The sequence below is a fragment of the Sinomonas cellulolyticus genome (genome assembly GCF_014656475.1).
Classification (GTDB): domain Bacteria; phylum Actinomycetota; class Actinomycetes; order Actinomycetales; family Micrococcaceae; genus Sinomonas; species Sinomonas cellulolyticus.
The window spans coordinates 134,299-160,648 of record NZ_BNCM01000001.1 but is presented as its reverse complement, the minus strand read 5'-3'; the positions used below and the strand labels follow the sequence as shown (position 1 = coordinate 160,648).

Here is a 26,350-nt window from a genome sequence, read left to right as displayed (position 1 = left end):
CGTTTCATGATTCCGGAACACGTGGACCTCATCCGATCCCTCTCCGCACCCAGCGTGCACCCGGACGGCGACCGCTGCGCCGTCGCCGTCACCCGCCCGGACCTCCGCTCCGATTCGACCGTGGGCCAGATCTGGGAGGTGCCACTCGCGGGCGGTGAGCCCCGGCTGCTCACCCGCGGCTTCCGCGACACTGCGCCCCAGTACTCCCCGGACGGACGGTTCCTCGCGTTCCTCCGGGCAGAGGCCGGGGGCAAGCCGCAGGTCGCGGTGGCCGACGCCCGGGGCGGTGAGCCCCTGATCCTCACCGCGGCCCCGCTGGGGGTGGCCCAGTTCACGATCTCACCGGACGGCGCGAGGATCGCCTACACGGCCCGGGTCCCGGAGGAGGGCCGCTACGGCTCCATCGAAGGGGTGGGGCCGGGCGCCGAAGACCCCCGCCTCATCAAGGACCTCAACTACCGGATGAACGGCGTGGGCTACACGGGCGACCAGCGCCTGCGCCTGTTCGTGCTCGACGTCCCGCCGCTCGACACCGAGCCGTTCATCCCGGCGCGCGGCCGTGCAGCGAAGGCCGAGGCCGAGGAAGCCGCTGCCACGGACAGCAAGGCCTCCCAGGGCCTGCCCGAGTCCCGGGAGCTGACTGACGGCGCCGTGGACCATGCCGAGCCCCGCTTCAGCGCGGATGGCACGTGGATCTACACCGTCTCCCGCTTTGATCCGGCGGCGGTCGACACACTCGGCAGCCGCGCCGTGCGCACCCCGGCCGAGGGCGGCCCCTCCGAGCCGCTCGAGCTGGGTGCCGACGCCGCGTCCGTCCAGGCGGTCGCGGAGGACGCGGACGGCACGGGGGTGTTCGGGGTCGCCTCGTCCCTCGGCAGCTCAGGAAGGGATTTCATCGGCCGCTCGACCCATCTGTTCTGGCACACTTCCGGCGACGGAACCACCGTGCGCCTGAGCACCGAGGCCGACGACCTCGGCGAGGCGCCCGCTGCGCTGCACGTGGACAGCGCCGGGCGTGCGCTGGTGCTCTCCCGCAGCCGGGGCGCCGTCCAGCTGCTCGCCTTCACTCCCGACGGGCACCGCGAGGAGCTGACCCGCGCACCGCTCGTGGTGACCGGCGTGGGCGAGGCCCGCGGCGCCGTCGTGCTCGCAGCGGCCGACGCCGAGGGTCCAGGGGAGCTCTACCGGCTTGCCCCAGGCGATGTGCTGCTGGAACCGCTCACGGACATCAACGCTCCCCTCCGCTCGGCAGCGGCCCCGCTCGTCCCGCGCGAGCTCGCGGGGACCAGCCCGGACGGCAGCGACGTGCACGGCTGGGTCGTGCTGCCCGAAGGCGACGGCCCGCACCCGGCGCTGCTTATGATCCACGGCGGTCCGTTCGCCCAGTACACCGGCGCGTGGTTCGACGAGGCGCAGGTGCTCGCAGGCGCCGGCTACGCCGTGGTCATGTGCAATCCGCGGGGGGCGGCCGGCTACGGCGAGGAGCACGGCCGTGCCATCGTCGGGCGGATGGGAACAGTCGACTATGAGGATGTCATCGGCTTCCTCGACGCGGCGCTCGCGGCCTATCCGCAGCTGGACCGGGACCGGCTCGGCATCCTCGGCGGCTCCTACGGCGGCTATCTCACGGCGTGGACGATAGCCCACGACCACCGGTTCAAGGCCGCGGTCGTCGAGCGCGGATTCCTCGACCCGCTCAGCTTCGTCGGCTCAAGCGACATCGGCTGGTACTTCCCCGGGGAGTACACCGGCTGGGACGCCGAGGCGATGCTCGCGCAGAGCCCCATGGCCTGCGTTGCCGAGGTGCGGACGCCCACCCTCGTGGTCCATTCGGAGGAGGACTGGCGCTGCCCCATCGAGCAGGCCCAGCGGTACTACGCGGCACTGCGGCTCGGCGGAGTGGAGACCGAGCTGCTCATCTTCCCGGGCGAGAACCACGAGCTCTCGCGCTCAGGCACCCCGCACCACCGCAGGACCCGCTTCGAACACATCCTTCGCTGGCTCGGCCAGCACCTGTGAGGCCGCTCTAGAACCCGAGGGCCCGGGCCGCCCGCTCGGGAGTGGGCTGGGCCCAACGGGCGGCGTACTCCTCGTTGGAGCACAGCGAGCGCGGCTCAGCCTTGTCCAGGTAGAGGGTCCCGGCGAGGTGGTCCGTCTCGTGCTGCACGATCCGTGCCTGCCAGCCCGTGAACTCGGCGCCCCGGGCTGCGCCGTCCGGGGCGGTCCAGCGGGCCTCGACCCGCTCGGCGCGCCGCACCACCGCGGTGTACCCGCGCACCGAGAGGCACCCCTCGTAGAATGCTGAGCGCTCTGCACCCACCGGCACGTAGACCGGGTTCAGCATGGCGACGAAGGGCAGGGGAGAGCGGCTGCGGGCGGCCGCCGCCTGCTCGTCCCCGGCCCAGCCGTCCTCGAGCACGGCGAGGCGCAGCGGGAGGCCGATCTGGGGTGCTGCGAGGCCCACCCCGGGCGCCGCGTGCATCGTCTGGCGCATGATGGCGATGAGGGCGCCGAGAAGCTCTGCATCGAGCTGGCCCTCGAAGGGAAGGGCCGCCGTGCGCAGGACGGGGTGCCCGGCCTGGACGATCGGCGGGAGGTCCTCGCCGGCCACGATCTCGGCGGCAGCCTCGGCGAGTCGAGCGGCAGACCAGTCGCTGGCGGGTGCCTGCGGGCCTGCTGCATGGTCGCGGAATCCGGTCGTCATGACCCCAGCCTAGCCATCAGCCCGGCCGAACTGGGGGCGTTCATCCCGCCCGGCGTTCATCCCGCCGGCCAGCCGCACGCGCTCGCGACGAAGCTGTAGATTGCGCGGCGCAGCGGTGCAGACGCGGCGACTTTCACTACTCCCGTCTGGCCCGCGGCTGAGAGCGTGAGCGGTATGAGCGTCCCCACCTTGTCCTCCGCGACGGCGTGGGCGTCACAGCGGGCAGCCCGCACCACGAGCGGCACCGCTGCCCCGGGGCGGAGGACGACGCCGCGCGGCCACGGCTGCGCGCGGTCCTCGTCCAGCAGGGTGGTTCCCCCGACCGACTGCAGGACCGGCGGGGAGGGGTTCGGAGAGGCCCCTGCCGCGGAGGAGCCCGACGGGGAGGAGCCCGATGGGGAGGCGCTCGACGGAGCGGTGCGTGCGGGGGCGCTCGCGCGGAGGGTCAGGACAGCAGACCCGGGTTGCGCGCCCGCCTCGAGCGTGTCGTCGAAGGCAAGGGTCACCGCTGAGGCCGCCATCGCTGCGAAGCACCCGTCCGCATGGATCCGGGCGAGCACGGCGTGGGAGTCTTCAGCACGCACGAGCTGCTCCGTTCCGTCGGCGAGCTGCACGCGGACCGAGGGCTCGGCGTCGTGCGCTGGGCTCGCGCCCGTGCTGCTGCACACCGGCTGGGTCACCGCGGCCGGCAGGCTCGTGGTCTGTCCCGGGGTGAAGCGGGTCGAGCCCGTCCACACGGTGCCGGCGGCGAACCTGGGGTCGGAGAGCTCGGCCCTCACCACGGTGAACTCGGACCCGCCGCCGTCGGTCAGCTGCAGAACGATGGTTCCGGTCGCGTACCCGTCCCTGAACTGGTCCACCGCGGCCTTCACGACTGCGCTGGAGTCCTCCGCCGGCGTCGTTCGCGCGGAGCCTTGCGTGGTCGGCGTGCAGCCGCTCGCAGCAACGGCAGTCAGGACTGCGAGCAGCGCGAGGACCCTGCCCGCGGACCGCATACGCCTAGCGTACGGCGGTGACGATCTCGAGGAAGTCCCTTGCTGCGGCCCCGAGTGGAGTGCCGGAGTGCCACACCGCGCGCAGGACGCGCGCCAGCTTCAGGCCGGGCGCCGGCACCTCCACGAGGCGTCCACCGCGCAGTGCGGCCTGGACGGCGAGGCGGCTGACGACGCCGGGTCCCAGCCCGGCGGCGACGCTCGCCGCGAGGGCCGCATTGCTGCCCACCTCGAAGCGGGGACCGGTGCCGAACTCCGCGAGCGCGAGGTCCGCCGTCTGACGCGTTCCGGACCCCGGCTCGCGCACCACGAGGCCGGCGGAGGCGACCGCCTGCGGTTCGACCTCGGGGGAGTGCGCCCAGGGATGGTCGGGGCTCACAATGACCACGAGCTCGTCCCGCCCCACCTCCAGGTACCGGAAGCCCGTCCGGAGCGTAGGGCCCTCGACGAAGCCGAGATCGGCTGAGCCGGCCCGAACCCGGTCGAAGACCTCGTCGGAGTTGCCGACATCGAGGGTCGTGGTGACGCCTGCGAGGCGCTGCTGGGCGGCGGCGAGCCACCCGGGCATGAGGTGCTCGGCCACGGTCAGCGAGGCGCACAGGTGAAGGGAGCCCCGGGCTCCCTCGAGGGCGGCGACGGCGCGGGTGAGGCTCTCCGCGGCCTCGACGATCTCGGCCGCCAGACCGGCCACGACCCGCCCCCGATCGGTGAGTGCAGTGCCGCGTGGCGCGCGCCGGGCGAGAGGGAAGCCCGCGGAGCGCTCCATCTGCTCGAGCAGCCGGGACGCGTTCGGCTGGGCCATGCCCGTGGCGCGAGCGGCGGCGCCGATGCTCCCCTCCGCCGCGAGCGCGGCGAGCAGGCGGTAGTGCCGGAGATCCCAGTCGCGCGTACCCATATGCTCAGCATATGGGCTGCATGCCCAATCGGCGGCTACCGGCGGAGAGCAGGTGCCGGAACGATGGAACCATGCCAGCCTCAGCTCCCGTCACAGCCACCGACCGCTCCGCCGCTCGCCCCTCCCGCGCGAGGGCGATCGGAAGGGTCCTGCCCGGTCTCACCGTCGCACTCGCGGGGGCACTGGCAGCTGTCGCAACGGCTGCGCTGGTCCCCGGGCTCAGCCCGCTGCTCGTCGGGATCGTCCTGGGCATGGCGGCACGGAACCTGGGGCTGCTGCCCGAGCGGCTCGCCGCCGGCCTCGCCTTCGCCGGCCGGGTCCCGCTCCGGCTCGGCATCGTGGTGCTCGGCCTCCAGCTCTCCCTCAAGGACCTCGCCGCCCTCGGCTGGGGGATTCCCGCGCTCGCGGCAGCCGTGGTGGTCGTCGGCATCCTCGCCACCGTGCTCCTTGGGCGGCTCCTGCGCGTGCCGCCCCGGCAGGCGCTGCTCGTCGCATGCGGCTTCTCGATCTGCGGTGCCGCGGCGGTGGCCGGCGTCGAGTCTGTGGTCGACGCCGACGAGGAGGAGACCGTCACCGCCGTCGCACTCGTGGTCCTCTTCGGTACCCTGATGATTGCGGTCGTTCCCGCACTGGCGGGCCTGCTCGGCCTCGACGCACGGGTCAGTGCCGTCTGGGCGGGGGCGAGCGTCCACGAGGTGGCCCAGGTCGTGGCCGCGGCCGGCCTCCTCGGAGGCGGCGCGCTCGGAATCGCCGTGACCCTCAAGCTGGCCCGCGTCCTCATGCTTGCCCCGGTCGCGGCCTTCCTGTCGTGGCGACAGCGGCGCCGCGGGCTCGTGGACGGCAGGCGGCCGCCGCTCGTTCCGCTGTTCGTCCTCGGGTTCATCGCCTTCGTCGCCCTGCGGAGCCTCGCCCCACTGCCCACAGCCGTCCTCGGAACCGCCTCTGCGGTGCAGACGTTCCTGCTCACGACGGCGATGCTCGGCCTGGGCGCGGGCGTCCGGATCCGTTCGCTCGCCGCACGCGGAGGACCCACGCTCGCACTGGCCGCGTGCTCGACCCTCGTGGTGGGGGCGGTCGGACTTGTCGGCGCCCTCATCGTCGCCTGAGCCACATCCACTGCTTTCACTCAGCTCGGACACAGCTGGCCGCACTGCTGGGCATAGGGACCGTTCCTACGCTGAGGCACATGATCAGGGTCAGCCGCCGCCATTTCATCCAAGGTGCCGGACTCGCCGTCGTCGGTGCTGTTGCCGGTGCCGGTGTGGCCCGCTCGAGCATCTTCCCCCTCCCTCCCGGCGCGGCCGCAGCGTCGACGCCTTCCGCCTCACCCTCTGCCCCGGCGTCGGCTCCCGCCTCGGGCCTGCCCGACCGGACCTTCACGAGCACCAAGCTCACCGCGCCCCACGTGAGCATCTGGAACGACAGGCCGACCGCACCCGGACTGCTCTTCACCGGGCCGATGGGCCACGGCACCAACGGCCTCATCATGGACAACTCGGGTGCCCCCGTCTGGATGGAGCCGACCGGCGCTGGAGTCACCGACCTCCGGGTCCAGACCTATCGCGGCCGGCCCGTCCTGACCTACTGGAGCGGGAAGGGGATCGGCGGCCACGGCGAGGGGGTGGGGGTCGTCAGGGACACCACGTACACGACCATTGCCCAGGTCTCCGCGGGCGGGGGCCTCAAGGCTGATCTCCACGAGTTCACGCTCACGCAGGCAGGCACTGCCCTCCTCACGTCCTATCCCACCGTGCGGAAAGACCTGACGCCCCTTGGCGGCCCTGCAGCCGGCTACATGTACGACTGCCACGTGCAGGAGGTCGACATCGCGTCCGGCACGGTCGTCTTCGACTGGACCGCGTCGGAGCACATCGGCCTCACCGAATCCTTCGTCAGACCCTCCGACGACCCCAAAGCGGACGGCACCACGGCCGACAAGGCCTTCGACCCGTTCCACGTCAACTCCGCGGACCGCCGGCCGGACGGCTATCTCATCTCCGCGCGCCACACGCACACGGCCTACCTCGTCGATTCCGCGGGAGACATCCGCTGGCGCCTCGGCGGCATGCTCAGCGACTTCGCCATCCCGGCCGAGGCGGCCTTCGCCTGGCAGCACGACGTCCGGCAGCGGCCCGACGGTGTAGTCAGCATGTTCGACAACCACTACAAGGACGGGACCACGGGCACCTCGCGCGGACTGATCCTCGCCGTCGACGAGAAGGCACGCACCGTCGCGCTCAAGCTCGTTCTGTCCCATGGCGGCCACCGCGGCAACGCGATGGGCAACGTCCAGTTCCTCGACAACGGCAACTACATGGTGGGCTGGGGATCGGACCCGGCCGCGACTGAGTTCGCCCCGGACGGCACAGCTATCGCCGAGGCCACGGGAATCGGCGGAGGGTGCTACCGCGCCTACCGGTATCCGTGGACGGCCACTCCCGCAACGGTCCCGGATCTCGCCGTCGTGACCGGCAACGGCTCCACGATGCAGGCCTACGCGAGCTGGAACGGCGCCACCCAGGTGGCCAGCTGGCGCTTCCTCACCGGCCAGGATCCGGACTCGCTCGCGGAGGCCGCGGTGGTCAGGAAGCGCGGATTCGAGACGAACGTCGCCGTGCCCGCCGCAGCGCACCTGGCCGTCGAAGCGCTCGACGCGAAGGGGAACGTGCTGGCCACCTCGGCGGTGATCCCGGCGTAGTCCGGGCGGACACGCTCATGAGGAGGCCTCGTGACCGCCGCTCGGCGCGACCACGGCCTCGGCGTCGCCAGCGTCCTCGGCGCCTCCATCCTCTGGGGCACCACTGGGACCCCCTCCGTCTGGCCGTGCTCACGGCACCGCTGCCAGACTGGGCGCAACGGCGAGGCCGGATGGGCGGCGAGGCCGAGGCATGAGGGAGAGGGGTGGCGATGGACCCGGTCGAAGCACTGCAGGAGATCGCGTTCTGGCTTGAGCGCGAGCTGGCCGAGACCTACCGTGTGCGCGCCTTCCGCACTGCCGCAGGCGTCCTCGCGGGCATGGAGCCCGATGAGATCGCTGCACGCGCCCGGGACGGCAGGCTGAGGCGGGTCAAGGGCATCGGCGACCGGACGTTCGCCGTGGTGCGGGAGGCGGTCGACGGCGGGGTCCCCGCCTACCTCGCTGAGCTGCGGGAACGCTCCGCGGAGCCTCTGGCCGAGACCGAGTCCGGGGAGGGACTGCACGCACTCCTCCTCGGGGACCTCCACTCGCACACGGACGCCTCCGACGGCGGTTCGCCGTTGGACGAGATGGCCAGGGCCGCGCGCTGGCTCGGCCGCTCGTACCAAGCAGTGACGGACCATTCTCCCAGCCTGACGATCGCGCACGGGCTGGACGCGGAGCGCCTCGCCCGGCAGCTCGATCAGGTTGCGCTGGCCAACGAGTCGTTCGAGGACGGGTTCCGCCTGCTGGCCGGGATCGAGGTGGACATCCTCGAGGACGGTTCCCTCGACCAGACGCCCGAGATGCTCGGCCGGCTCGACGTGGTCGTGGCAAGCGTGCACTCGAAGCTGCGCTCCGAATCCGGGCCCATGACCCGGCGCATGCTCGCGGCGATCGACGACGAGCACACGGACGTGCTCGGCCACTGCACGGGGCGGCTCGTGAAGGGCTCGCGCGGGACCCGACCCGAGTCGCAGTTCGACGCGGATCGCGTGTTCGCGGCCTGCGCCGCCAACGGCGTCGCCGTCGAGATCAACTCCCGTCCCGAGCGGCAGGACCCTCCCGACCGGCTCATCCAGAAGGCGCTCGACGCCGACTGCCTGTTCAGCATCGACACAGACGCCCACGCCCCGGGGCAACTGGACTTCCTGCACTACGGCGCCGCGCGGGCCGAGGCGAACGGTGTGCCGGCCGAGCGGATCGTCACGACGTGGCCTGTGGAGAAACTGCTCGCGTGGACCGGCCGGCGGCGCTAGACCGGTCTGACAACGGACCGCTGGAAGCGCGTGTGCAATACGTCACAGAGTGGTCACGGTCCGTACCGGTCTAGGTATGCTTGGACGGCAGGCTCAACGAGGAGGCTGCCGGGGCCACGCTCCTGACCGAAGAGAAAGCTTGTGACGCATGACCTTTGATTCCCACTCCGTGACCCTCAAGATCTGGGATCCCTCGACCGTGGACAACACGCTCGAGGAGGCCATCTCCCACGTTTCGACCACCGCCGGCGCCCACCGTGACCACGTCAAGGTCACCCGCAGCGGCCCGGACACCTTCACCGTGCACGTCGGCGACCTCGTCTGAGACTCCCGCGCGTCCACAGGGGCGCCGTTCCAGCATTGCTGGGGCGGCGCCCCTGCCGTTCCCGCCACCAGAGACGGGCCGGGACGAAGGGCACTTCCGATGCGACGGCCGCGTCCCGAGAGTTGAGCCATGGCTGAACCAGGGGGTGCCGCGGACGCGCGACGGCGTCGCGCCCGCTCGCGCCTGCTCGTCGCCGTTCTCGCGTTCCTCGTTGTCCTCGGAGCCGCGGTGGGAACATTCGTGCTCATGACGCCGCGCGGGCCCGGGCCGGGGGAGGGCGCCGCTCCCAGCCCCTCGGCGTCTTCCGCGCCCTCGGCATCCAGCGGTGCTTCCCTTCCCGCCGCGCCGTCGGGCGCCCTGAACATCCTCGTCATGGGCAGCGACATCCGTGGGAACGCCCGCGAGGCGATCGCGGCTCAGGAAGCCGGGGGCGGGACGACGGACCAGCGAGCCGACATGATCATGCTCGTCCACGTCGATGCAGCCCATCGCCGGGTCTTCGGCATCTCGGTCATGCGCGACACATGGGTCGACATCCCGGGCCACGGCCCATCCAAGATCAACGCATCCCTCGCGCTGGGAGGCCCGCAGCTGGTCGTCGAGACCGTCAGCTCGCTCCTGTCGGTGCGCATCAACCACTGGGCACTGCTCGACTTCGACGGGTTCAAGGCGGTCACCGATGCCCTCGGCGGCGTCGACGTGGACGTTCCGCTCGCCTTCACCGCCTCCTTCGACACCCATCACGTCTTCACCCAAGGGGTGAACCACCTCGACGGGCAGGCAGCGCTCGAGTTCGTGCGCGAACGCTACTCTTTCCCCGATGGCGACTACCAGCGCGTCCGGGACCAGCAGGCGTTCATCCGCAGCCTGCTCGCCCAGCTGCTGACCACCGGGCGGGTGCGCGGCCCAGCGGAGGCGATCGGCGCCGTCGGCCTCGCGATGCCGTACCTCATCGCGGACTCCGGGCTCGACGCGACCGGCGCGGCCGCACTGGGCTACGGGCTGCGGGACGTGGACCTTGCCTCGAGTGCCTTCTTCACGCTGCCGACCCTGGGCACCGGCACCTCGGCGGACGGCCAGTCGATCGTCGTGCCGGACTACCCCGGCATCGCAGAGGTGGCGGCGGCACTCGCATCCGACCGCGTGGGGGAGTACGCGTCGGCACACGGCCATTCCTAGGGCCCCGACGCGGTCCCTCGCGCCTAGACTGGCGCCATGCATGCTGCTGACAGCCATGACCTGATCCGCGTCCAGGGCGCGCGGGAGAACAACCTCAAGGACGTCAGCCTCGACCTGCCCAAGCGGCGGCTGACCGTGTTCACGGGCGTCTCGGGCTCGGGCAAGAGCTCGCTCGTCTTCGCGACGATTGCCGCAGAGTCGCAGCGCATGATCAACGAGACCTACTCCTCGTTCGTCCAGACGTTCATGCCCACGATGGCCCGGCCCGACGTCGACCTCCTCGAGGGGCTCACCACAGCGATCATCGTGGACCAGGAGCGCATGGGGGCGAACATCCGCTCGACCGTAGGAACGGTCACGGACGCCAATGCAATGCTGCGCATGCTGTTCAGCCGTCTGGGCCAGCCACACATCGGCTCTCCCCAGGCGTTCTCCTTCAACGTCCCGTCCGTGACCGGGGCAGGGGCGATCAAGACCGCGGACGGGAAGACCGAGAAGCGCACCTTCTCAGTGGTCGGCGGCATGTGCCCGCGCTGCGAGGGCACCGGCCAGATCAGCGACTTCGACCTCACGGCCCTCTATGACGCAGGCAAGACCCTCTCCGGCGGGGCGATCCTCGTGCCCGGCTACAGCATGGACGGCTGGTACGGCCGCATCTTCGCCGGGTCCGGCTACTTCGACATGGACAAGCCGGTGGGGAAGTTCACGAAGGCCGAGCTGAACGACCTCCTCTACCGCGAGCCGACCAAGATCAAGGTCGAGGGGATCAACCTCACCTACGAGGGCCTGGTCCCGAAGATCCAGAAGTCCATGCTGTCCAAGGACAAGGAGGCCATGCAGCCGCACATCCGGGCCTTCGTGGAGCGGGCGATCACGTTCCAGACCTGCCCGGAGTGCGGGGGAACCCGCCTCGCAGAGCCGGCCCGGTCGTCGAAGATCAGAGGCGCCAGCATTGCCGACCTGTGCGCGATGCAGATCAGCGACCTCGCCCAGTGGGTACGCGACCTCCACGAGCCCACGGCCGCGCCCCTCCTGAAGGGTCTCGGCGAGCTCCTGGACTCCTTCGTGGCGATCGGGCTCGGGTACCTCTCGCTCGACCGCTCCTCCGGGACCCTTTCCGGTGGCGAGGCGCAGCGCACCAAGATGATCCGGCACCTCGGCTCCTCGTTGACCGACGTCACCTACGTCTTCGACGAGCCGACCATCGGCCTGCACCCGCACGACATTGCGCGCATGAACGAGCTCCTGCTCCAGCTGCGGGACAAGGGCAACACAGTGCTCGTGGTCGAGCACAAGCCCGAGGCGATAGCGATCGCGGACCACGTCGTGGACCTCGGTCCCGGCGCGGGGACGGCGGGTGGCGAGATCTGCTTCGAGGGCACGGTCGAGGGACTCCGGGGGAGTGCGACCCTCACGGGCAAGCATCTCGACGACCGGGCCAGGCTCAAGGGGAGCGTGCGGGCGCCCAGAGGCGCCCTCGAGGTCCGCGGCGCCTCGTCGCACAACCTCAGGGACGTGGACGTCGACATTCCGCTCGGCGTGCTCACGGTGGTCACCGGTGTGGCGGGTTCCGGGAAGAGCTCGCTCATCCACGGCTCGGTGGCCGGGCGTGACGGCGTGGTCGTGATCGACCAGAGTGCGATCAAGGGCTCGAGGCGGTCCAACCCTGCCACCTACACGGGTGTGCTCGAGCCGATCCGCAAGGCATTCGCCAAGGCGAACGGCGTCAGGGCCGCGCTGTTCAGCGCCAACTCGGAGGGTGCCTGTCCCGTCTGCAACGGCGCAGGCGTCATCTACACCGATCTCGGCTTCATGGACACGGTGTCCACGCCGTGCGAGGAGTGCGGCGGCAAGCGCTTCCAGGCGGCCGTCCTCGAGTACCTGCTCAACGGACGGAACATTGCCGAGGTCCTCGCGATGCCGGTGGAGGAGGCCGAGGCGTTCTTCTCCGAGGGAGAGGCGAAGAACCCTGCGGCGCACCGGATCCTGGAGCGGATGGCCGACGTCGGCCTCGGATACCTCGCGCTCGGCCAGCCCCTCACCACCCTCTCGGGCGGCGAGCGGCAGCGCCTCAAGCTGGCCACGCAGATGGGGGAGAAGGGTGGGATCTACGTCCTCGACGAGCCCACCACGGGACTCCATCTGGCCGACGTCGAGCAGCTCCTCGGCCTCCTCGACCGGCTGGTCGACGCAGGGAAGTCGGTGATCGTCATCGAGCACCACCAGGCGGTCATGGCCCACGCCGACTGGATCATCGATCTGGGGCCCGGGGCGGGGCACGACGGCGGTCTGGTCGTTTTCGAGGGGACGCCGGTGCAGCTCGTCGCGGACCGCTCGACGCTGACGGGGGAGCACCTCGCCAAGTATGTCGGGGCCTGACGGCCACCGGCGGCCTGGCGGCCACGATGCCGGCAGTGGCTAGGCTGGCAGTCATGATCAACCGAGCGCGCCTTCATTCCGACCTGTCCCGCCTCCACCGCGAGACCCAGATGCTCCTCGCGACGGCGTCGTCCCTGTCCGCGGAGGAGCTTGCCGCGCCGTCTCTGTGTGAGGGCTGGACCCGTGCCGACGTGCTCGCGCACATGGCCTCGAGCGGACGGGCCCTCGTCAGGCTGGTTGACTGGGCGACGACGGGCGAGGAGCAGACGCTGTACGCGTCCGCCCAGGCCCGCGCCGACGAGATCGCCGCGCTGGCGGCCAGGCCGCGCCATGAGCTCCTCGCGGACGTCCGTGAATCGGCCGGCTACTTTGCGCAGCAGTGCGAGCGGCTCAACGGCGACCTCGCGGTCGAGGAAGTCGTCCTCCACGGGAAGACGATCCCTGCCACGTCGATCGTCGCGCTGCGCATCGCCGAGGTTGTGGTGCACCACCATGATCTGGACACCGTCTGGACGATCGAGGAAGCGGACCCGGACTCGCAGCTGGACGCGCTTGAGTCGGTGGTCCGCACGATGCGGGCCAAGCAGGCGCCAGGCATGGCCCTCGCAACCGACGAGGGCGACGAATGGCTGATCGGCGACGGCGCGCTGCGCGTTGCGTCCGACCGGCCGGGCCTCCTCATGTGGCTCGCACGCGGCAATACCGAGCACATCGAGGCGAACGGACCGCTGCCGGCGCTGCCTTCGTGGTGACAGCTCAGGGCCCGCGGCTCCTGCGCAGACGGGTCCTACGGAACTGGCAGCGAGACGTGTTGAAGGGGGACGAGTTAGGGCGTGGCGGCGGGGGCGGTTGATGGCAGTATCGGGCCATGACGTTCTTCGAGGGTCTGCCGGCTTCACCTGAACATCGTTCTCGCCCGGCTCCGGCGCGGCCTGTGTGGGCGGGTCCTCCGGCGAATGAGTTGCCGGTCGTCATCCATGTGGGGCAGTTCCTGCATCGTGCGCCGTCTTTGGTGATGGGCGTTCGATCACTGGAGGTCTACTCCACCGGGTGCTGCATCGAGATTGCCTGGGTCGCTCGGCGGGACGGCATGTCCGAGCATGAGTGGGGCGAACTCGGCTCGAAGGGGTTCAGGATGCCGATGGGCGGCCGCTGGTCCTCGGAGTCGGGTCTGCTCTTCGGCATCGAGTATGCCGATGGCCGCAAGGCGGTGATCGGCCATCCTCGCCCGGGCATGTTCGGAACCGAGTCCGCGGTCACTGAACCGGTGCTGCTGCAGGCAGGCGGTGGAGGCGGGATGGGAACCGGCGACGAGTGGGTCAGCTCCTCGAGGCTGTGGCTGTGGCCGCTGCCTGAGCAGGGCGATCTCCGTCTGGTGGCGAGGTGGAACGACGCGGGAATGCCCGAGACGTCGATTGTTCTGGACGGGAACAGAATCGTGGCTGCCTTGGACGGCGTTCAGCCGTTCTGAAATGTGGCGTGCTTGCCTGGTCTCGTCGCGACGTACTGGCTGTAGGCAGCGGCGGAGTCGGTGGCGTGGCGTTCGATGGTGGCGGGTGAGTAGCCGAGCGTTTCGGCGATGATGGCCACGGGTGCGAGCCTGGTCAGCTCGTGGAGCGTGCCGAGTCGGGCGGCGCGGGCGCTGAAGACGGCTCGGAGGCGCTGCCGTAGGTGCGCGGAGCTGATGTGCCGTCCGGGGGAGAGGCCGCGGAAGACCCAGTTGCTGTTCGGGTGTGCCGCGGTGAGGCCGTTTCCCGGGGCTGAGGCGAGGTCGCGCCAGGGCGCGTCGAGCGGGGCCGGGAGGGCGATCTCGATGCCGCCGAGGCGGACGGTGACGAGCTCGTCGGTGACGGCGACGTCGTCCCAGGTGAGGGCGGCGACGTGTTCGATCTGCTGGCCGAAGACGATGACGAGGATGGCGGCGGCGCGGTCCCGTGCGGGCAGCAGGTCGCCCTGGAGGACCTGCTGGACGGCTTCCTCCTGCTGGGAGGCGCTGAGCCTGGGGCTGGTTCCCCTCTTGTGCGGGACCATTCTCAGCCCGGCCGGGGCTGTGTGGGTCTTGATGGCCCAGTTGAGGAATCGGTCCGCGATCTCCCCGGTGGTGGGGCCTTCTGCCTGCCATGCATCCAGGTGGGCCTGCTGGAGTTCGGCGAGGCGGGTTCCCCTGTCGGTGAGCCAGTTCAGGAAGTCGATGGCGACGGTGACGCTCTGCTTGCTGCGCAGGAAAGTGCCGTGGCTGACTCCGTCCGCGTGGTTCATGCGGCGTTGGTGGTGCCAGCGGATGTAGCGGCGGACGAGCTCGCGGTTCTCCGGGTCGCCGACCCGTTCGAGGGCTTGCTGCGCCCAGTCGTCGTAGCGGGCGCGGAGTTCGTCGCGGCGTGGGAGGACGCCGTATTCTACGAGCAGGCCCCGGACGTATTCGCGGGTGCGCGAGTTCGGCAGACCGTCGAAGGCCTCATGGGTGACCGAAGGGGCGACGGCGAGGCGGCGGAGGAACGCGCTGACGTGCTCCTGCCGGATCCAGGTCAGGCCGCTGTTGGCACGCTTCATCGACTTCAGCGCTGTCGCGAGCGGGACGAGCTCCGGGGCGACGGTCCCGCATGTCGGGCGGGCGAGGAGGCCGTCGACCGTGTCGGCAAGGGTGCAGCTCCAGCAGCGGCCGCCGCTGTGGAGCTCGTCCTCGGCCCCGCAGGAGGTGCAGTCGACGTTCAGGCGGACCCGGGAGCAGTGCCGGCAGGCGGGGGCGCCGTCGACCAGCCCGGGCAGGATGCCTTCGTGGCCGCAGGCACAGGTGCCGCGGGTGCGCTTGGCCTGCTGGTAGCAGTAGCCGCAGACCCCGCCGTCGGGCCAGTTCGCGACGGTCTGGTGGTGCTGGCCGCAGCGGGAGCAGGGGACGGGCCAGCGGGTCGGATCTTCGGCCTTGCGGGGCCTAGGCATCGTCCTCGGGTGGGATCAGGCGGATCCTGCGGGCGATGGGATCGCCGGGCTTGACCCCGATGTCCTCGGGCCTGCGCGGGGCGTTCGCCGTGGCGGCCGCGCGCATCTGGACGTAGGGCTCGAACAGATCGTTGGGGGTGCACTCGAGGATGTCGCAGAGGGCGGCGAAGGTGTGCGCGGGGATCCGCTCGGGGGTGCCGGTGACGAGCCGGTGGACCTGGGCGTTGGAGAGGTTGATCCCCCGGGCCCTGAGCAGGGGGAGGAGCTCGGTGGTCTTCCAGAGGTTCCGCTGGGCCATGAGCTTTCGGAGGTTCCAGTGGTAGCCGACGCGGCGCTGTTCGCTCATGCTCAGTTCCTGCCTTCGTTCTCCGGGCTGCCGATCCTGGCCGCGATCATGCGCTGGATGGTCCTGTGCTTGAAGTCGGACGAGACGGAAGTGTAGAGCGCAGTGGTCGAGGAGTAGCTGTGGCCGACCTGCTGCTGGACGAACAGCGGGTCGTATCCGGCCTCGATCAGGTGCGTGACGTACGAGTGGCGCAGCGCGTGCAGGGACAGCTCCTCGGGCAGGCCGGCCAGCTTCCGGACGGACTGGAAGGACCGGTCGAAGTTCCGTACCGCTGCAGAGGCCGAGCGCTCCGAGGGCCACAGGCTCTGGGAGCGGTCTGCAGTGGCAAACCTGCCTCGGCCCTCGGGGGAGAGCCAGAACCGGAGCAGGTCGACGACCCACTCGAACTCCGGGACGGTCAGCACGGTGCGGCGCCGCGGCCCGGAGCCCTTGGTTCCCTTGGCCCAGCGGACCTGGAGCGAGCCGAAGGCCCCGAACGCAGGGACATGGGGATTTGGGCCGAAGTCGACGTCCTCGAGCATCGCCAGCTCGCGGCGGCGCAGCCCGTAGGCGTAGGCGACCTTGAACGCGACAGAGTCCCGCATCGCCGGCAGCCAGCGCTTGGAGCCCTTGGCGAACTCGGTGTCCACGACGTCGTCGGCGGCATCGAAGAACGCCTGGAGCTCCGTCTTCGTGAAAGCCCGCCGGCGCGGCGGCACGGCCTCGTCGGTGGTGTGCCTGGGTGAGTTCCACTCGAAGACGACCTGTGTCGGCACGTCCGCGAAGACCCGCTCGCACAGGGCTGCCCAGCCGTAGCGGGAGTCGGTCAGGTATGCGCAGAACGCCCGGATCGCGCCGGCGTAGGAGCGCAGCGTCGACAGGCTCAGCGGCCGCGCGTCACCGCGCTGGTCGGACAGGAAATCGTCCACGTGATGGGCCGACCAGCGCCATGGGTACTCGTTGGCATGGTCCTTGAAGCGCTCCACGGTCCGGCACGAGGACCTGATGAACGCCGTCGTCAGCCCGCGCGCGAGCATCTGCGCACGCCACCGGTCCAGCATCGCCTCGAACACCCGGTCCTCGGCACGCAGCAGCCCGACGTCCTGGTCCGTCAGGAAGTCTGGAATCCGTCCCGGCAGCAGCTCCACAGCGTGAACTGTACGCGAAAATCTCTCACTAAATGCGAGAAACCATTGCTGACCTGCGCCAACACAGCAGGCCGGCGCCGACGAGGCCAGCTGCGGCACAAGGGCGAATCACCGGCTGACCTGCGACAACGCACGACGGCGCGGTGGGACGAGTCCTCGCACCTGTTTCTACTCGTCCTACTCGAACGCCGATAATCTACATTATGTCAAGTAACGGCGAGAAGGGGCTCCCCTTGGCGACATGAGGCTCTATCGAGCGCCCGAGTCGGGACAGCGGTGGATCGAAGCGTCCCCCGCTCGGGCCCGAAAAACGCGAGAGGTACCTTTCGCGATTTTCGGGCCCCTCCGAGAGCGGATCCCGGCATTCCGCGCTGTCGATTATGTCAACTTGTTCACCCGGGGATGCGTGGTAGTTCCTGTTCGATTTCGATTACCGCCGCGGTGAGCCGCGCCGTCGTGCGCACGCGGGGTCTGGATTCATCCGCGCTGCAGATCGCGCAGCTTCCCGAGCAGGAAGGCCTTCTCCCCTGCGCCCGGCGCAAGGCGAGCCGCCTCCGCGAGCTCCCGAGCGGCGTCGTCCCACCTGCCGAGGCGACGCAGCAGCTCCGCCCGGACGGCGTGGAAGACGTGGTAGCCGGACAGGTGCAGCCCGTCGACGATCTCCAGGGCGGCGGCCGGCCCCTCAGCCTCTGCCACGGCGACCGCGCGGTTGAGCCGCACCACCGGCCCGGGTGCCGCCTCGAAGAGCAGGTCGTAGAGCCGCACAATGCGGTGCCAGTCCGTCGCCGCGGCCGAGGGCGCCGCCGCATGGACCGCCTGAATGGCCGCCTGGAGCTGGTAGGGCCCAAGGCGCCCCCCGGCGAGGCAGGTCTGGACAATTGCCGTGCCCTCGGCAATGAGCGCTGCGTTCCAGCGCGACCGGTCCTGCTCGGCAAGCGGCACGAGGACTCGCCCAGGCCCGGCACGCACGCCGCTGCGGGACTCGGACAGGAGCAGGAGCGCGAGGAGTCCTTGGGCCTCCGGCTCCTCAGGCATGAGCCGCACAACGACGCGGGCCAGCCGCAGGGCCTCGGCACACAGCCCGGCGCGCTCCCGCGGCTCTCCCAGCGTCGCCGAATACCCCTCGTTGTAGATCAGGTAGATCACAGCGAGAACCCCCGAGAGCCTTTCCGGCAGATCCTGCACGGATGGGATCCGGTACGGGATGTGCGCGTCCCGGATCTTCGCCTTCGCCCGCGAGATCCTCTGGCCCATCGACGCCTCGGAGACGAGGAAGGCCGAGGCGATCTGCGTCGTCGTGAGTCCCCCGACCACCCGCAGCGCGAGCGCCACGCGGGCCGGCATGGAGAGCGCGGGATGGCAGCACGTGAAGAGCAGTCGGAGCCGATCGTCCCCGAGGGTGCCGGCACCGCCGTCGTCCGTCGCGTCGAGGAGCGCCGCGGCCGCCTCCTTGCCGCCGCGCGCAGCCTCTCTGCGGAAGCGGTCCACGGCACGACGCCTCGCGGTGAGGATGATCCACGCGCCCGGCTGCTCCGGCACGCCGTCGGACGCCCACCGTCTGGTTGCCTCCGCGAAGGCCTCCTGGACGGCGTCCTCGGCGAACCCGAGGTCCCCGGTGGTGCGCCGGACGACGGAGACCGCGCGGCCGTACTCCTCGCGGAAGACGGCCGCAACAGCGTCCTCGAAGGCGTTCAGGACGTCAGCTTCCCGCTGTCGGCGCAGGAATGCCGGCGAACGGCCGCACCTCGATGGGCAGGCCCGTGATCTCCGCGAAGCGCCGCCCCCAGACGAGGGCCGCGTCGAGGTCCGGCGCTTCCACGATGTCAAAGCCGCCCATGTGCTCCTTGCCCTCGAGGTACGGTCCGTCGCTCACGAGCACCTCTCCCCCCTCGGCGCGCAGGACCGTGGCCGAAGAGGCGTCCGTAAGCCCGTTGCCGTAGACGTAGGCTCCTGCCGCCTTGAGGTCCTCGGTGAGCTCGGCCAGCTTCGCCATGATCGGTGCGAGGAATTCGGGCGGCGGCACGACGCCGTCGGGCTGGTACATGCTGATCAGATACTGGGGCATGGCTCTCGCCTCCTGCAGTGGGCGCCCCTGTGGCGCCCTCGCCTACTGGACGAACGGGGCGGCTGGATTTCGACAGGGCCCCGCGAAGGAATCCGCGGCAGTCCGAACGCGGCCTCGCGGCCCGTCCGCCATGTGGACGACGGTAGCACCGTAGGGTTGAGGGATGCAGTCCTCGTCAGTCTCCCCCGCCCGCCCCGCAGCACTCGCCGCCGTGGCAGACCTCGTCGTCGTGCTCGCCTTCGCCGCCACCGGCCGCGCCACGCACAACCTCGACAGCCCGGTGCTCGGCGTGCTGGCAACGGCCTGGCCGTTCGTCGTCGGCCTCGCGGCGACGTGGGCCGTCCTGCGGCTGTGGCGCCGCCCCCTGGCCGTCTGGCCCTCCGGCATCCTGGTGTGGATCGGCACCTACGCCATCGGCATGCTCCTGCGATGGGCCACTGGCGGCGGGATGGCCACCCCATTCCTCCTCGTGGCCCTCGGAACCCTCGGCCTCTTCCTCGTCGGCTGGCGCGCCGTCGCCCTCGGCGTGCGCGCGGGCCGCAGGGCCACCGCCGACCGCTAGGCTGATCTCTGGGAAAGACCCCCTTGTCGAACGGAGGACCATGATCACGGCATTCGTCTTCATCCAGACGGACTCGAAGAAGATCCCGGAGGCTGCCGAGGAGATCTCCGCGATCCCCGGAATCAGCGAGGTCTATTCCGTCACCGGCGAATGGGACCTCATCGCCATTGCCCGCGTGCGCCAGCACGAGGAGCTTGCCGACGTCGTCGCTGACCGGCTCTCGAAGGTGGACGGCGTCCTCGAGACGACCACGCACATCGCGTTCCGCGCCTACTCACGCCACGACCTCGAGGCCGCCTTCTCCCTCGGGCTCACATGAGTCCCGCCCGGACACAGCAGAGGGGCTGGACCGTTCTCTGAACTGGTCCAGCCCCTCTGCGCGTGTCATCCGCGCGTGAAATCCACCCATGCTTGCAGCACCCGGGCCGCTGCGCCCGAGTCGATGGCCTCTTCGGCGCGGCGCTTCGCCACCGCGAGGCGGTCCAGAAGGGGGCCCTCGGCTTCGAGGTCGTAGGCCACGAGTCCCGCCGCCGCATTGAGCACGACGGCGTCGCGCACCGGACCGCGGTCCCCGGCCAGGGTGCGCCGGACCACCTCAGCATTGTGGGCGGCGTCGCCGCCACGGAGGTGCTCCAAGGGAGCACGCGGGATGCCGAGGTCCGCGGGGTCGAGCACGGACTCGACGACCTGGCCGCCGCGCACCTCCCACACGCGGGACGTCGTCGTGATGGTCAGCTCATCGAGGCCGTCGTCGCCCCGGAAGACCAGGCCGCGGCTGCCGCGTTCGGCCAGGACGCCCGCGATCAGCGGGGCCATGCGCGGATCAGCAGCGCCGACAGCGGAGGCCTGTACCCTGGCCGGGTTGGTCAGCGGCCCGAGGATGTTGAAGATCGTCGGCACCGCAAGCTCCTTGCGCGGCACCGCCGTGAAGCGGAAGGACGGGTGGAACACCTGGGCGAAGCAGAAGGTGATCCCGCAGGCCTCCGCAGCCTCGGCCACGCGGGCCACGCTCATGTCGAGCCGGACGCCCAGCGCTTCGAGGACATCGGCCGAGCCGGACGAGGACGACGCCGCGCGGTTGCCATGCTTCACGACCCGCGCCCCGGCACCCGCCATCACGAGGGCCGCAGTGCTGGAGATGTTCACGGTGTTCTGCTGGTCACCGCCGGTCCCCACGATGTCGAGCTTCTCGCCCGGGATGCTGATCGGCGTGGCGCGGGCGACCATGCCCTTGACGAGGCCGGCGAGCTCGTCCACGGTCTCGCCCTTCGCCTTGAGGCCCACGAGGAACCCGGCGATCTGGGAATCGGTCGCCTCACCCGCCATGATCGTGTCCATCGCCCACGCGGTCTCCGCCTGGCTCAGGTCCTTACCGGTCACGAGAGAACCGATGAGAGAACGCCATGAGGGCTGGGTCGGAGCGGCAGGTGCACTGCCGGAAGCGTCGATAGTCACGCCTCTGATGCTATCGACCGGCGCAGATGTGGCCCAAACAGCCGGCCCCCGTGACGCGCCCTCTCCCCCGGACGGCCGCGGATCCGCATGATTTCGAGGGTTTGTAGAAAAAGTTCCCGGATAGTGCGGTTCGCGTTGGGCGAACCCGGGGTTTGTAGACATAATGTCCTTGTGACGACAGCGACTCATGCCCCGACAACCCCGGCACATCCCACGCTGAATCGCCCCAACATGGTCTCCGTCGGAACCGTGGTGTGGCTGTCCAGCGAGCTGATGTTCTTCGCCGGTCTCTTTGCCATGTACTTCTCCCTGCGAGCCGCCTCGAGCGACCTCTGGGCAGCGGAGACATCCAAGCTCAACTTCCCGTTCGCCCTGGTGAACACCATCGTCCTCGTGGCGAGCTCCTTCACCTGCCAGATGGGTGTCTTCGCGGCCGAGCGGCTGCAGCCGCGCCGCAGCGGCGGCCTCTTCGCCTTCGCGAAGTGGGGCATGGTCGAGTGGTTCATCCTGACGTTCCTCATGGGCACCTTCTTCGTGGCGGGCCAGTCCACGGAGTACGCCATGCTCGTCTCCGAGCATGTGACCCTCGACGCCAACGCCTACGGCTCCGCGTTCTACATCACCACGGGCTTCCACGGCCTTCACGTGATGGGCGGCCTCGTGGCCTTCCTCTTCATCATCGGGCGCGCCTTCGCCGCCAAGCGGTTCGGCCACTACGAGGCCACCTCGGCGATCGTCACCTCGTACTACTGGCACTTCGTGGACGTCGTCTGGATCGGGCTCTTCCTGGTCATCTACGTCCTCAGATAGCCCACAGCACTACAGCAGATTTCGGGACCGCGCCGTAGGGCGGCGGCAGGAACGGATAGGAACGGATTCGTGAAGGCACTCTCGCAGAAGCGGCGTCACCCGCTGGCAGTCATCGCACTGTTGGTCATGGGGCTGCTGATGACCGGCGGACTCTACGCATTCATCAACGCCTCTCAGGCCAAGGCGGACACCAGCTACTCGGCGTCGGATGTCAGCGAGGGTCAGAAGCTCTTCGTCGCCAACTGTGCGACGTGCCACGGCATGGGCGCCTCCGGCACGGCCGCAGGTCCCTCGCTCGTGGGCGTCGGTGCCGCCGCCGTCGACTTCCAGGTAGGCACCGGCCGCATGCCGATGCAGATGAACGGTCCCCAGGCCCAGAAGAAGCCGGTCCAGTTCAACGCGGACCAGACCAAGCAGCTCGCCGCCTACGTGGCATCCCTCGGCCCCGGCCCGGCCCTCCCCGACGAGGCCATGCTTGACGGAAAGGGCGACGCAACGCACGGCGGTGAGCTCTTCCGCGTGAACTGCGCCATGTGCCACAACGCCGCTGCCGCTGGCGGCGCCCTGACCCGTGGCAAGTTCGCACCGTCGCTCGCCGGCGTCAGCGCCCAGCACATCTACGAGGCTATGGCGACCGGCCCGCAGAACATGCCCGTCTTCTCGGACGCGAACATCTCGCCTGAGGGCAAGCGCGACATCATCACGTTCCTGCAGACCATTGAGTCCCAGGGCTCCCCCGGAGGCAACGACCTCGGTTCGCTCGGTCCGGTCTCCGAGGGCCTGTTCGTGTGGGTTGCGGGCCTCGGCGTCATCATCGCCTTCACGATCTGGCTGACGTCTCGCACGTCCTGACGCATCAGCGCATCGCAGTATGGGCCGTCCCCGTGGCGGCATTGATTTGAACACCGTCCCCGGAATGCCGGGGGCCAGGAAGGATGAGGGGAAATATGGGCAACCATAGTGACGGCTATCCCCAGAGCGGGGACGCCGTAGCTACGGCTGGTCAGACAGAGAAGTTCGCGGACCCGGGTCTCCCGCCGCATCGTCTCCGTCTGTCCGACACCGACCCCAGGGCTGCGAAGCGCGCTGAGCGCCAGGTCACGATACTGTTCATCATCTCGGTGATCGGAACCATCGTGTTCCTCGTGTCGTACTTCGCCATCGACCTGGGCCACGATTCGACGATCCCGACCATCCGCCTGCAGAACATCCTGCTCGGCATCGGAACCGCGTTCGCCATGCTGGGCATCGGCACGGGCATCGTCCACTGGGCGAAGGCCCTCATGCCGGACCACGAGGTTTCCGAGTCGCGGCACCCGGTCCGCACTGAGGAAGACCGGGTCGCCGCCGTCAAGATCGTCGACGACATCATCGAGGAGACCGGCATCAAGCGCCGGCCCCTGATCCGGAACACCCTCATCGGAGCGATCGCCCTGGCACCGCTGCCGGCGCTGGCCGTCTTCGGCGATCTGGGCCCCAATGCGAACGACAAGCTCCGCCACACCCTGTGGGCCCCCAAGGACGGCAAGAAGGTCCGTCTCACCCGCGACCCTGACGGCACCCCCATCAAGGCCTCGGATGTGACGATCGGCTCGGCCTTCCACGTGATCCCCGAGGGTCTCAACGACCTCACCGAGGGGAAGCTGAACGAGAAGGCCAAGGCCGTCGTCCTGCTCATGCGCCTCAACCCGGCAGACCTCCACGTCTCCCCCGGCCGCGAGTCCTGGAACTACAACGGCATCGTTGCCTACTCGAAGATCTGCACGCACGTCGGCTGCCCCGTGGCCCTGTACGAGCAGCAGACACACCATCTGCTGTGCCCGTGCCACCAGTCGACCTTCGACCTCACGCACGAATGCGCGGTGATCTTCGGGCCGGCGAGCCGCCCGCTGCCGCAGCTGCCGATCGAGGTTGACGCCGACGGCTACCTCGTGGCCACGTCGGACTTCCACGAACCTGTTGGACCTAGCTACTGGGAGCGTGAGTACTCGTGAGCGGCACCGCCTCCACCTATCAGGCACCGGCCTACCAGCCACCGACCAAGGTCGGCCGCATCGCCGACTTCGTCGACCAGCGCACCGGCACGTCGGCCCTTGTGCGCGAATTCGGCCGCAAGGTCTTCCCGGACCACTGGTCGTTCATGTTCGGCGAAGTCGCCCTCTACAGCTTCGTCATCCTGCTGCTGTCGGGCACCTTCCTGACGTTCTTCTTCGACCCGTCCATGGCGGAGACCCACTACGACGGGGCCTACGTGCCGCTGCGGGGCATGGAGATGTCCGTCGCATACCAGTCCTCGCTGCACATCTCGTTCGAGGTGCGCGGGGGCCTGTTCATGCGCCAGGTCCACCACTGGGCCGCTCTGCTGTTCGTGGCCGCCATGAGCGTCCACATGCTCCGGGTCTTCTTCACCGGTGCCTTCCGCAAGCCCCGCGAGATGAACTGGGTCATCGGCGGCGTCCTGCTCATCCTGGGCATGGCGGCCGGCTTCACCGGCTATTCGCTCCCCGATGACCTGCTCTCCGGCAACGGCCTGCGCATCATCGACGGCGTGATCAAGTCGATCCCGGTCATCGGCACATGGATCTCGTTCTTCCTCTTCGGCGGCGAGTTCCCGGGCAACGCGATCATCGGCCGCCTGTACGTGCTGCACATCCTGCTCGTGCCGGCCATGATCCTGATGCTAGTGGCGCTCCACCTCGTGTTCGTGGTGGTCCACAAGCACACCCAGTACCCCGGACCGGGCCGGAACGACGGCAACGTTGTCGGCTACCCCCTCGGACCGGTCTACGCGGCCAAGGCCGGCGGGTTCTTCTTCATCGTGTTCGGCGTCGTGGCACTCATGGCAGCCTTCTTCACGATCAACCCGATCTGGAACTACGGCCCGTACGATCCCTCCCCCGTGTCCGCCGGCACCCAGCCGGACTGGTACATCGGCTGGGTCGACGGGGCCCTGCGTCTGATGCCCGGCGTCCTGGGCGCCGTTGACGGCTACCGCCAGCACTTCGAGTTCGTGATCGGCCAGCAGACCCTCACGCTCAACGTGCTGCTCCCGGCCCTTGTGCCGGCGGGCATCGTGTTCACCGTGCTGTTCACGTATCCGTGGATCGAGCGGTGGATCACGAAGGACGACCGTGAGCACCACGTGCTCGACCGTCCGCGCAATGCCCCGACCCGCACCGCGATCGGCATGGCCGGCTTCACGTTCTACTGCGTCATGTGGGCCGCGGCGTCGTCCGACCTCATCGCGACCCACTTCCACGTCGCGCTGAACGATGTCACGTACTGGTTGCGGGCACTGTTCTTCGTGGGACCGATCATCGCCTTCGTCGTGACCAAGAGGATCGCGCTCGCGCTCCAGCGCAAGGATCGCGAGATCGCCCTCCACGGCCGCGAGACGGGCCGCATTGTCCGTCTCCCCCATGGAGAGTTCATCGAGGTTCACGCACCTGTGGACGAGTACAAGCGCTACCGCCTCGTGGGCTTCGAGTCCCCGAGGCCGCTCCCGGCACAGCCGAATGCCAAGGGCGTCGTCAACCGCACGGAGCGCCGCCGGGCCAAGCTGTCGAAGTGGTTCTTCGAGGACCGGGTCGCTCCCGTGACTCCGGCCGAGCTCGAGGCAGCCCACGCCCATGGGCACCACGAGGCCGTCGAGGCGCGCGAGGAAGTCAAGCCTCTGGGCCGCTGAACCGCAGCATCCCGGAGCCAGATGGGTAGGGCCCCGCACCGCAAGGTGCGGGGCCCTACCCATCTACGCACACCATCGGAGAGGGCGCCAGTGACGCGCTAGGGAGCTTGGAAGCGCTGCGAGGAGTATCTACGGGGCGACCGGACTCCCGGCCGTTGCAGGGGCACCCAGAGCTTGTAGCGGTCGGCACGGTAGTACGAGACCGAGTAGTCCACGACCGACTTCGCGACGTAGGCGTGACGTTGGATCTTCAGCAGCGGCGAGCCCATCTCGACATTCAGAAGGCGTGCGGTCGACGGCGATGCCGCCGTCGCCTCGATGGTGTCCTCTCCCCACTCCATGATGAGTCCGTAGCGCTCGCTCAGGACTTGGTAGAGGGATGCGGGCGGAGGGCCATCCACGATGCCGGGAACCCGGCTGGCGACGATGTAGTTCTCGTCGACGCTCATCGGCTCCTGGTCGGCAAGCAGGAGGCGCCGGAAGCGCACCACGGGCGTCCCTTCATCGATCTGCATCTCGCGCGCGAGGTACGCCGAGGCGCCGATGAGCTCGAAGCTCAGGACGCGCGCGTCCGGGACCATTCCGCGGCGCTGCATCTCCTCCGAGTAGGACGTCAGCTTCATCTGGAGGTCGAGCTTGGGGCGGCTCACGAAGGTGCCGAGCCCTACGATTCGGTCGAGGACGCCCTCTGCGACAAGCGCGTCGATGGCCTGTCGGACAGTCATGCGGGCCACGCCGAAGCGCAGGGACAGGTCACGCTCCGAGGGCAGCGCTGCTCCCGGGGTGAGCTTGGTGGTGATGTGGGATCGAAGGATCTCGCGCAGTTGGACGTACATCGCCGTCCTTGAGGTGCGGTCGAGCTCGCCCGAGATCCCCTCGGCGTTGTGCACAGTCCTCCTCGAACGTTTCTGATCTCAATCCTGACACAAAGAGCAGAGGCACGCGCTTCGGTA

25 protein-coding genes are annotated in these 26,350 nt (G+C 69.6%); 15 read left to right on the top strand and 10 right to left on the bottom strand.

Features of this window, described 5'->3' with window-relative positions; all coding sequences use genetic code 11:
- Positions 1 to 6 precede the first annotated feature (6 nt).
- Positions 7 to 2,019 carry a S9 family peptidase gene (locus IE231_RS00715; protein WP_189692020.1) on the top strand — a complete coding sequence of 671 codons (2,013 nt, stop codon included), beginning with the start codon at positions 7 to 9 and terminating at the stop codon, positions 2,017 to 2,019.
- 7 nt (positions 2,020 to 2,026) lie between these two features.
- Here the strand turns inward: IE231_RS00715 and IE231_RS00710 are convergent, their stop codons facing one another.
- Genes IE231_RS00710 through IE231_RS00700 form a run of 3 tightly spaced genes read right to left on the bottom strand, consistent with a single transcriptional unit; the run spans position 2,027 to position 4,591 of the window.
- The gene (locus IE231_RS00710) at positions 2,027 to 2,704 is read right to left on the bottom strand and encodes a peptide deformylase (RefSeq protein ID WP_189692019.1); all 678 of its coding nucleotides are present in this window, start codon (positions 2,702 to 2,704) and stop codon (positions 2,027 to 2,029) included.
- 56 nt (positions 2,705 to 2,760) lie between these two features.
- Positions 2,761 to 3,699, bottom strand: coding sequence for a hypothetical protein (locus IE231_RS00705; RefSeq protein ID WP_189692018.1), 939 nt, complete (start codon positions 3,697 to 3,699; stop codon positions 2,761 to 2,763).
- 4 nt (positions 3,700 to 3,703) lie between these two features.
- A complete protein-coding gene (locus tag IE231_RS00700; RefSeq protein WP_189692017.1) occupies positions 3,704 to 4,591 on the bottom strand; it encodes a LysR family transcriptional regulator in 888 nt (295 codons plus the stop codon).
- Positions 4,592 to 4,662: 71 nt separating this feature from the next.
- Between IE231_RS00700 and IE231_RS00695 the strand changes: the two genes are divergently transcribed.
- From IE231_RS00695 to IE231_RS00660, 8 genes are all read left to right on the top strand, one after another.
- Positions 4,663 to 5,697, top strand: a complete 1,035-nt coding sequence (locus IE231_RS00695) for a YeiH family protein (RefSeq protein ID WP_229866406.1) — start codon at positions 4,663 to 4,665, stop codon at positions 5,695 to 5,697.
- A gap of 80 nt (positions 5,698 to 5,777) precedes the next feature.
- Positions 5,778 to 7,289: an arylsulfotransferase family protein gene (locus tag IE231_RS00690; protein WP_189692016.1), complete on the top strand. Its 1,512-nt coding sequence runs from the start codon at positions 5,778 to 5,780 to the stop codon at positions 7,287 to 7,289.
- Between the two features lie 209 nt (positions 7,290 to 7,498).
- Positions 7,499 to 8,527: a PHP domain-containing protein gene (locus tag IE231_RS00685; protein WP_189692015.1), complete on the top strand. Its 1,029-nt coding sequence runs from the start codon at positions 7,499 to 7,501 to the stop codon at positions 8,525 to 8,527.
- A gap of 148 nt (positions 8,528 to 8,675) precedes the next feature.
- A complete protein-coding gene (locus IE231_RS00680) occupies positions 8,676 to 8,852 on the top strand; it encodes a hypothetical protein (RefSeq protein ID WP_189692014.1) in 177 nt (58 codons plus the stop codon).
- A gap of 129 nt (positions 8,853 to 8,981) precedes the next feature.
- Positions 8,982 to 10,031 carry an LCP family protein gene (locus IE231_RS00675; RefSeq protein ID WP_189692013.1) on the top strand — a complete coding sequence of 350 codons (1,050 nt, stop codon included), beginning with the start codon at positions 8,982 to 8,984 and terminating at the stop codon, positions 10,029 to 10,031.
- Between the two features lie 36 nt (positions 10,032 to 10,067).
- On the top strand, positions 10,068 to 12,410 hold the full coding sequence (locus tag IE231_RS00670) for an ATP-binding cassette domain-containing protein (protein WP_189692012.1): 2,343 nt from the start codon (positions 10,068 to 10,070) through the stop codon (positions 12,408 to 12,410).
- Between the two features lie 53 nt (positions 12,411 to 12,463).
- Positions 12,464 to 13,162: a maleylpyruvate isomerase family mycothiol-dependent enzyme gene (locus IE231_RS00665; protein ID WP_189692011.1), complete on the top strand. Its 699-nt coding sequence runs from the start codon at positions 12,464 to 12,466 to the stop codon at positions 13,160 to 13,162.
- A 116-nt stretch (positions 13,163 to 13,278) separates the two neighbouring features.
- Positions 13,279 to 13,881, top strand: coding sequence for a hypothetical protein (locus tag IE231_RS00660; protein WP_189692010.1), 603 nt, complete (start codon positions 13,279 to 13,281; stop codon positions 13,879 to 13,881).
- On the opposite strand, the gene IE231_RS00655 is transcribed toward IE231_RS00660, so the two are convergent.
- The 5 genes from IE231_RS00655 to IE231_RS00635 all read right to left on the bottom strand — a co-directional run bounded on the left by IE231_RS00655 (position 13,869) and on the right by IE231_RS00635 (position 18,885).
- Positions 13,869 to 15,347 carry a site-specific integrase gene (locus tag IE231_RS00655; protein ID WP_189692009.1) on the bottom strand — a complete coding sequence of 493 codons (1,479 nt, stop codon included), beginning with the start codon at positions 15,345 to 15,347 and terminating at the stop codon, positions 13,869 to 13,871. The two genes, IE231_RS00660 and IE231_RS00655, sit on opposite strands and share 13 nt — an antisense overlap.
- A complete protein-coding gene (locus IE231_RS00650) occupies positions 15,340 to 15,693 on the bottom strand; it encodes a helix-turn-helix domain-containing protein (RefSeq protein WP_189692008.1) in 354 nt (117 codons plus the stop codon). The genes IE231_RS00655 and IE231_RS00650 overlap by 8 nt, the downstream gene beginning before the upstream one ends.
- Positions 15,694 to 15,695: 2 nt before the next feature.
- Positions 15,696 to 16,820 carry a tyrosine-type recombinase/integrase gene (locus IE231_RS00645; RefSeq protein ID WP_189692007.1) on the bottom strand — a complete coding sequence of 375 codons (1,125 nt, stop codon included), beginning with the start codon at positions 16,818 to 16,820 and terminating at the stop codon, positions 15,696 to 15,698.
- A gap of 477 nt (positions 16,821 to 17,297) precedes the next feature.
- On the bottom strand, positions 17,298 to 18,515 hold the full coding sequence (locus tag IE231_RS00640; protein ID WP_189692284.1) for an RNA polymerase sigma factor: 1,218 nt from the start codon (positions 18,513 to 18,515) through the stop codon (positions 17,298 to 17,300).
- 4 nt (positions 18,516 to 18,519) lie between these two features.
- Positions 18,520 to 18,885, bottom strand: coding sequence for a YciI family protein (locus IE231_RS00635; RefSeq protein ID WP_189692006.1), 366 nt, complete (start codon positions 18,883 to 18,885; stop codon positions 18,520 to 18,522).
- Positions 18,886 to 19,048: 163 nt separating this feature from the next.
- Between IE231_RS00635 and IE231_RS00630 the strand changes: the two genes are divergently transcribed.
- Together IE231_RS00630 and IE231_RS00625 are read left to right on the top strand one after the other, a co-directional pair.
- Positions 19,049 to 19,447, top strand: a complete 399-nt coding sequence (locus tag IE231_RS00630; protein ID WP_189692005.1) for a DUF3054 domain-containing protein — start codon at positions 19,049 to 19,051, stop codon at positions 19,445 to 19,447.
- 40 nt (positions 19,448 to 19,487) lie between these two features.
- A complete protein-coding gene (locus IE231_RS00625) occupies positions 19,488 to 19,766 on the top strand; it encodes an Lrp/AsnC family transcriptional regulator (protein ID WP_189692004.1) in 279 nt (92 codons plus the stop codon).
- A 65-nt stretch (positions 19,767 to 19,831) separates the two neighbouring features.
- Here the strand turns inward: IE231_RS00625 and trpD are convergent, their stop codons facing one another.
- Positions 19,832 to 20,896 (bottom strand): anthranilate phosphoribosyltransferase, encoded by a 1,065-nt coding sequence (trpD, locus tag IE231_RS00620; RefSeq protein WP_189692283.1) that lies wholly within the window; start codon positions 20,894 to 20,896, stop codon positions 19,832 to 19,834.
- A 177-nt stretch (positions 20,897 to 21,073) separates the two neighbouring features.
- On the opposite strand from trpD, the gene ctaE reads away from it, so the two are divergent.
- The 4 genes from ctaE (at position 21,074) to qcrB (ending at position 25,397) form a co-directional block, all read left to right on the top strand.
- A complete protein-coding gene (gene ctaE, locus IE231_RS00615; RefSeq protein WP_229866405.1) occupies positions 21,074 to 21,712 on the top strand; it encodes an aa3-type cytochrome oxidase subunit III in 639 nt (212 codons plus the stop codon).
- Between the two features lie 69 nt (positions 21,713 to 21,781).
- Positions 21,782 to 22,564: a cytochrome bc1 complex diheme cytochrome c subunit gene (qcrC, locus tag IE231_RS00610; RefSeq protein ID WP_189692002.1), complete on the top strand. Its 783-nt coding sequence runs from the start codon at positions 21,782 to 21,784 to the stop codon at positions 22,562 to 22,564.
- Between the two features lie 95 nt (positions 22,565 to 22,659).
- Entirely contained in the window at positions 22,660 to 23,706 is a 1,047-nt protein-coding gene (gene qcrA / locus IE231_RS00605; RefSeq protein ID WP_189692001.1) for a cytochrome bc1 complex Rieske iron-sulfur subunit, read from the top strand.
- Positions 23,703 to 25,397, top strand: a complete 1,695-nt coding sequence (gene qcrB / locus IE231_RS00600) for a cytochrome bc1 complex cytochrome b subunit (protein WP_189692000.1) — start codon at positions 23,703 to 23,705, stop codon at positions 25,395 to 25,397. The genes qcrA and qcrB overlap by 4 nt, the downstream gene beginning before the upstream one ends.
- A 98-nt stretch (positions 25,398 to 25,495) precedes the next feature.
- Here qcrB and IE231_RS00595 read toward each other — a convergent pair whose 3' ends face one another.
- Complete coding sequence (locus IE231_RS00595) at positions 25,496 to 26,233, bottom strand: GntR family transcriptional regulator (RefSeq protein ID WP_189692282.1); 738 nt, start codon at positions 26,231 to 26,233, stop codon at positions 25,496 to 25,498.
- Between the last annotated feature and the right edge of the window lie 117 nt (positions 26,234 to 26,350).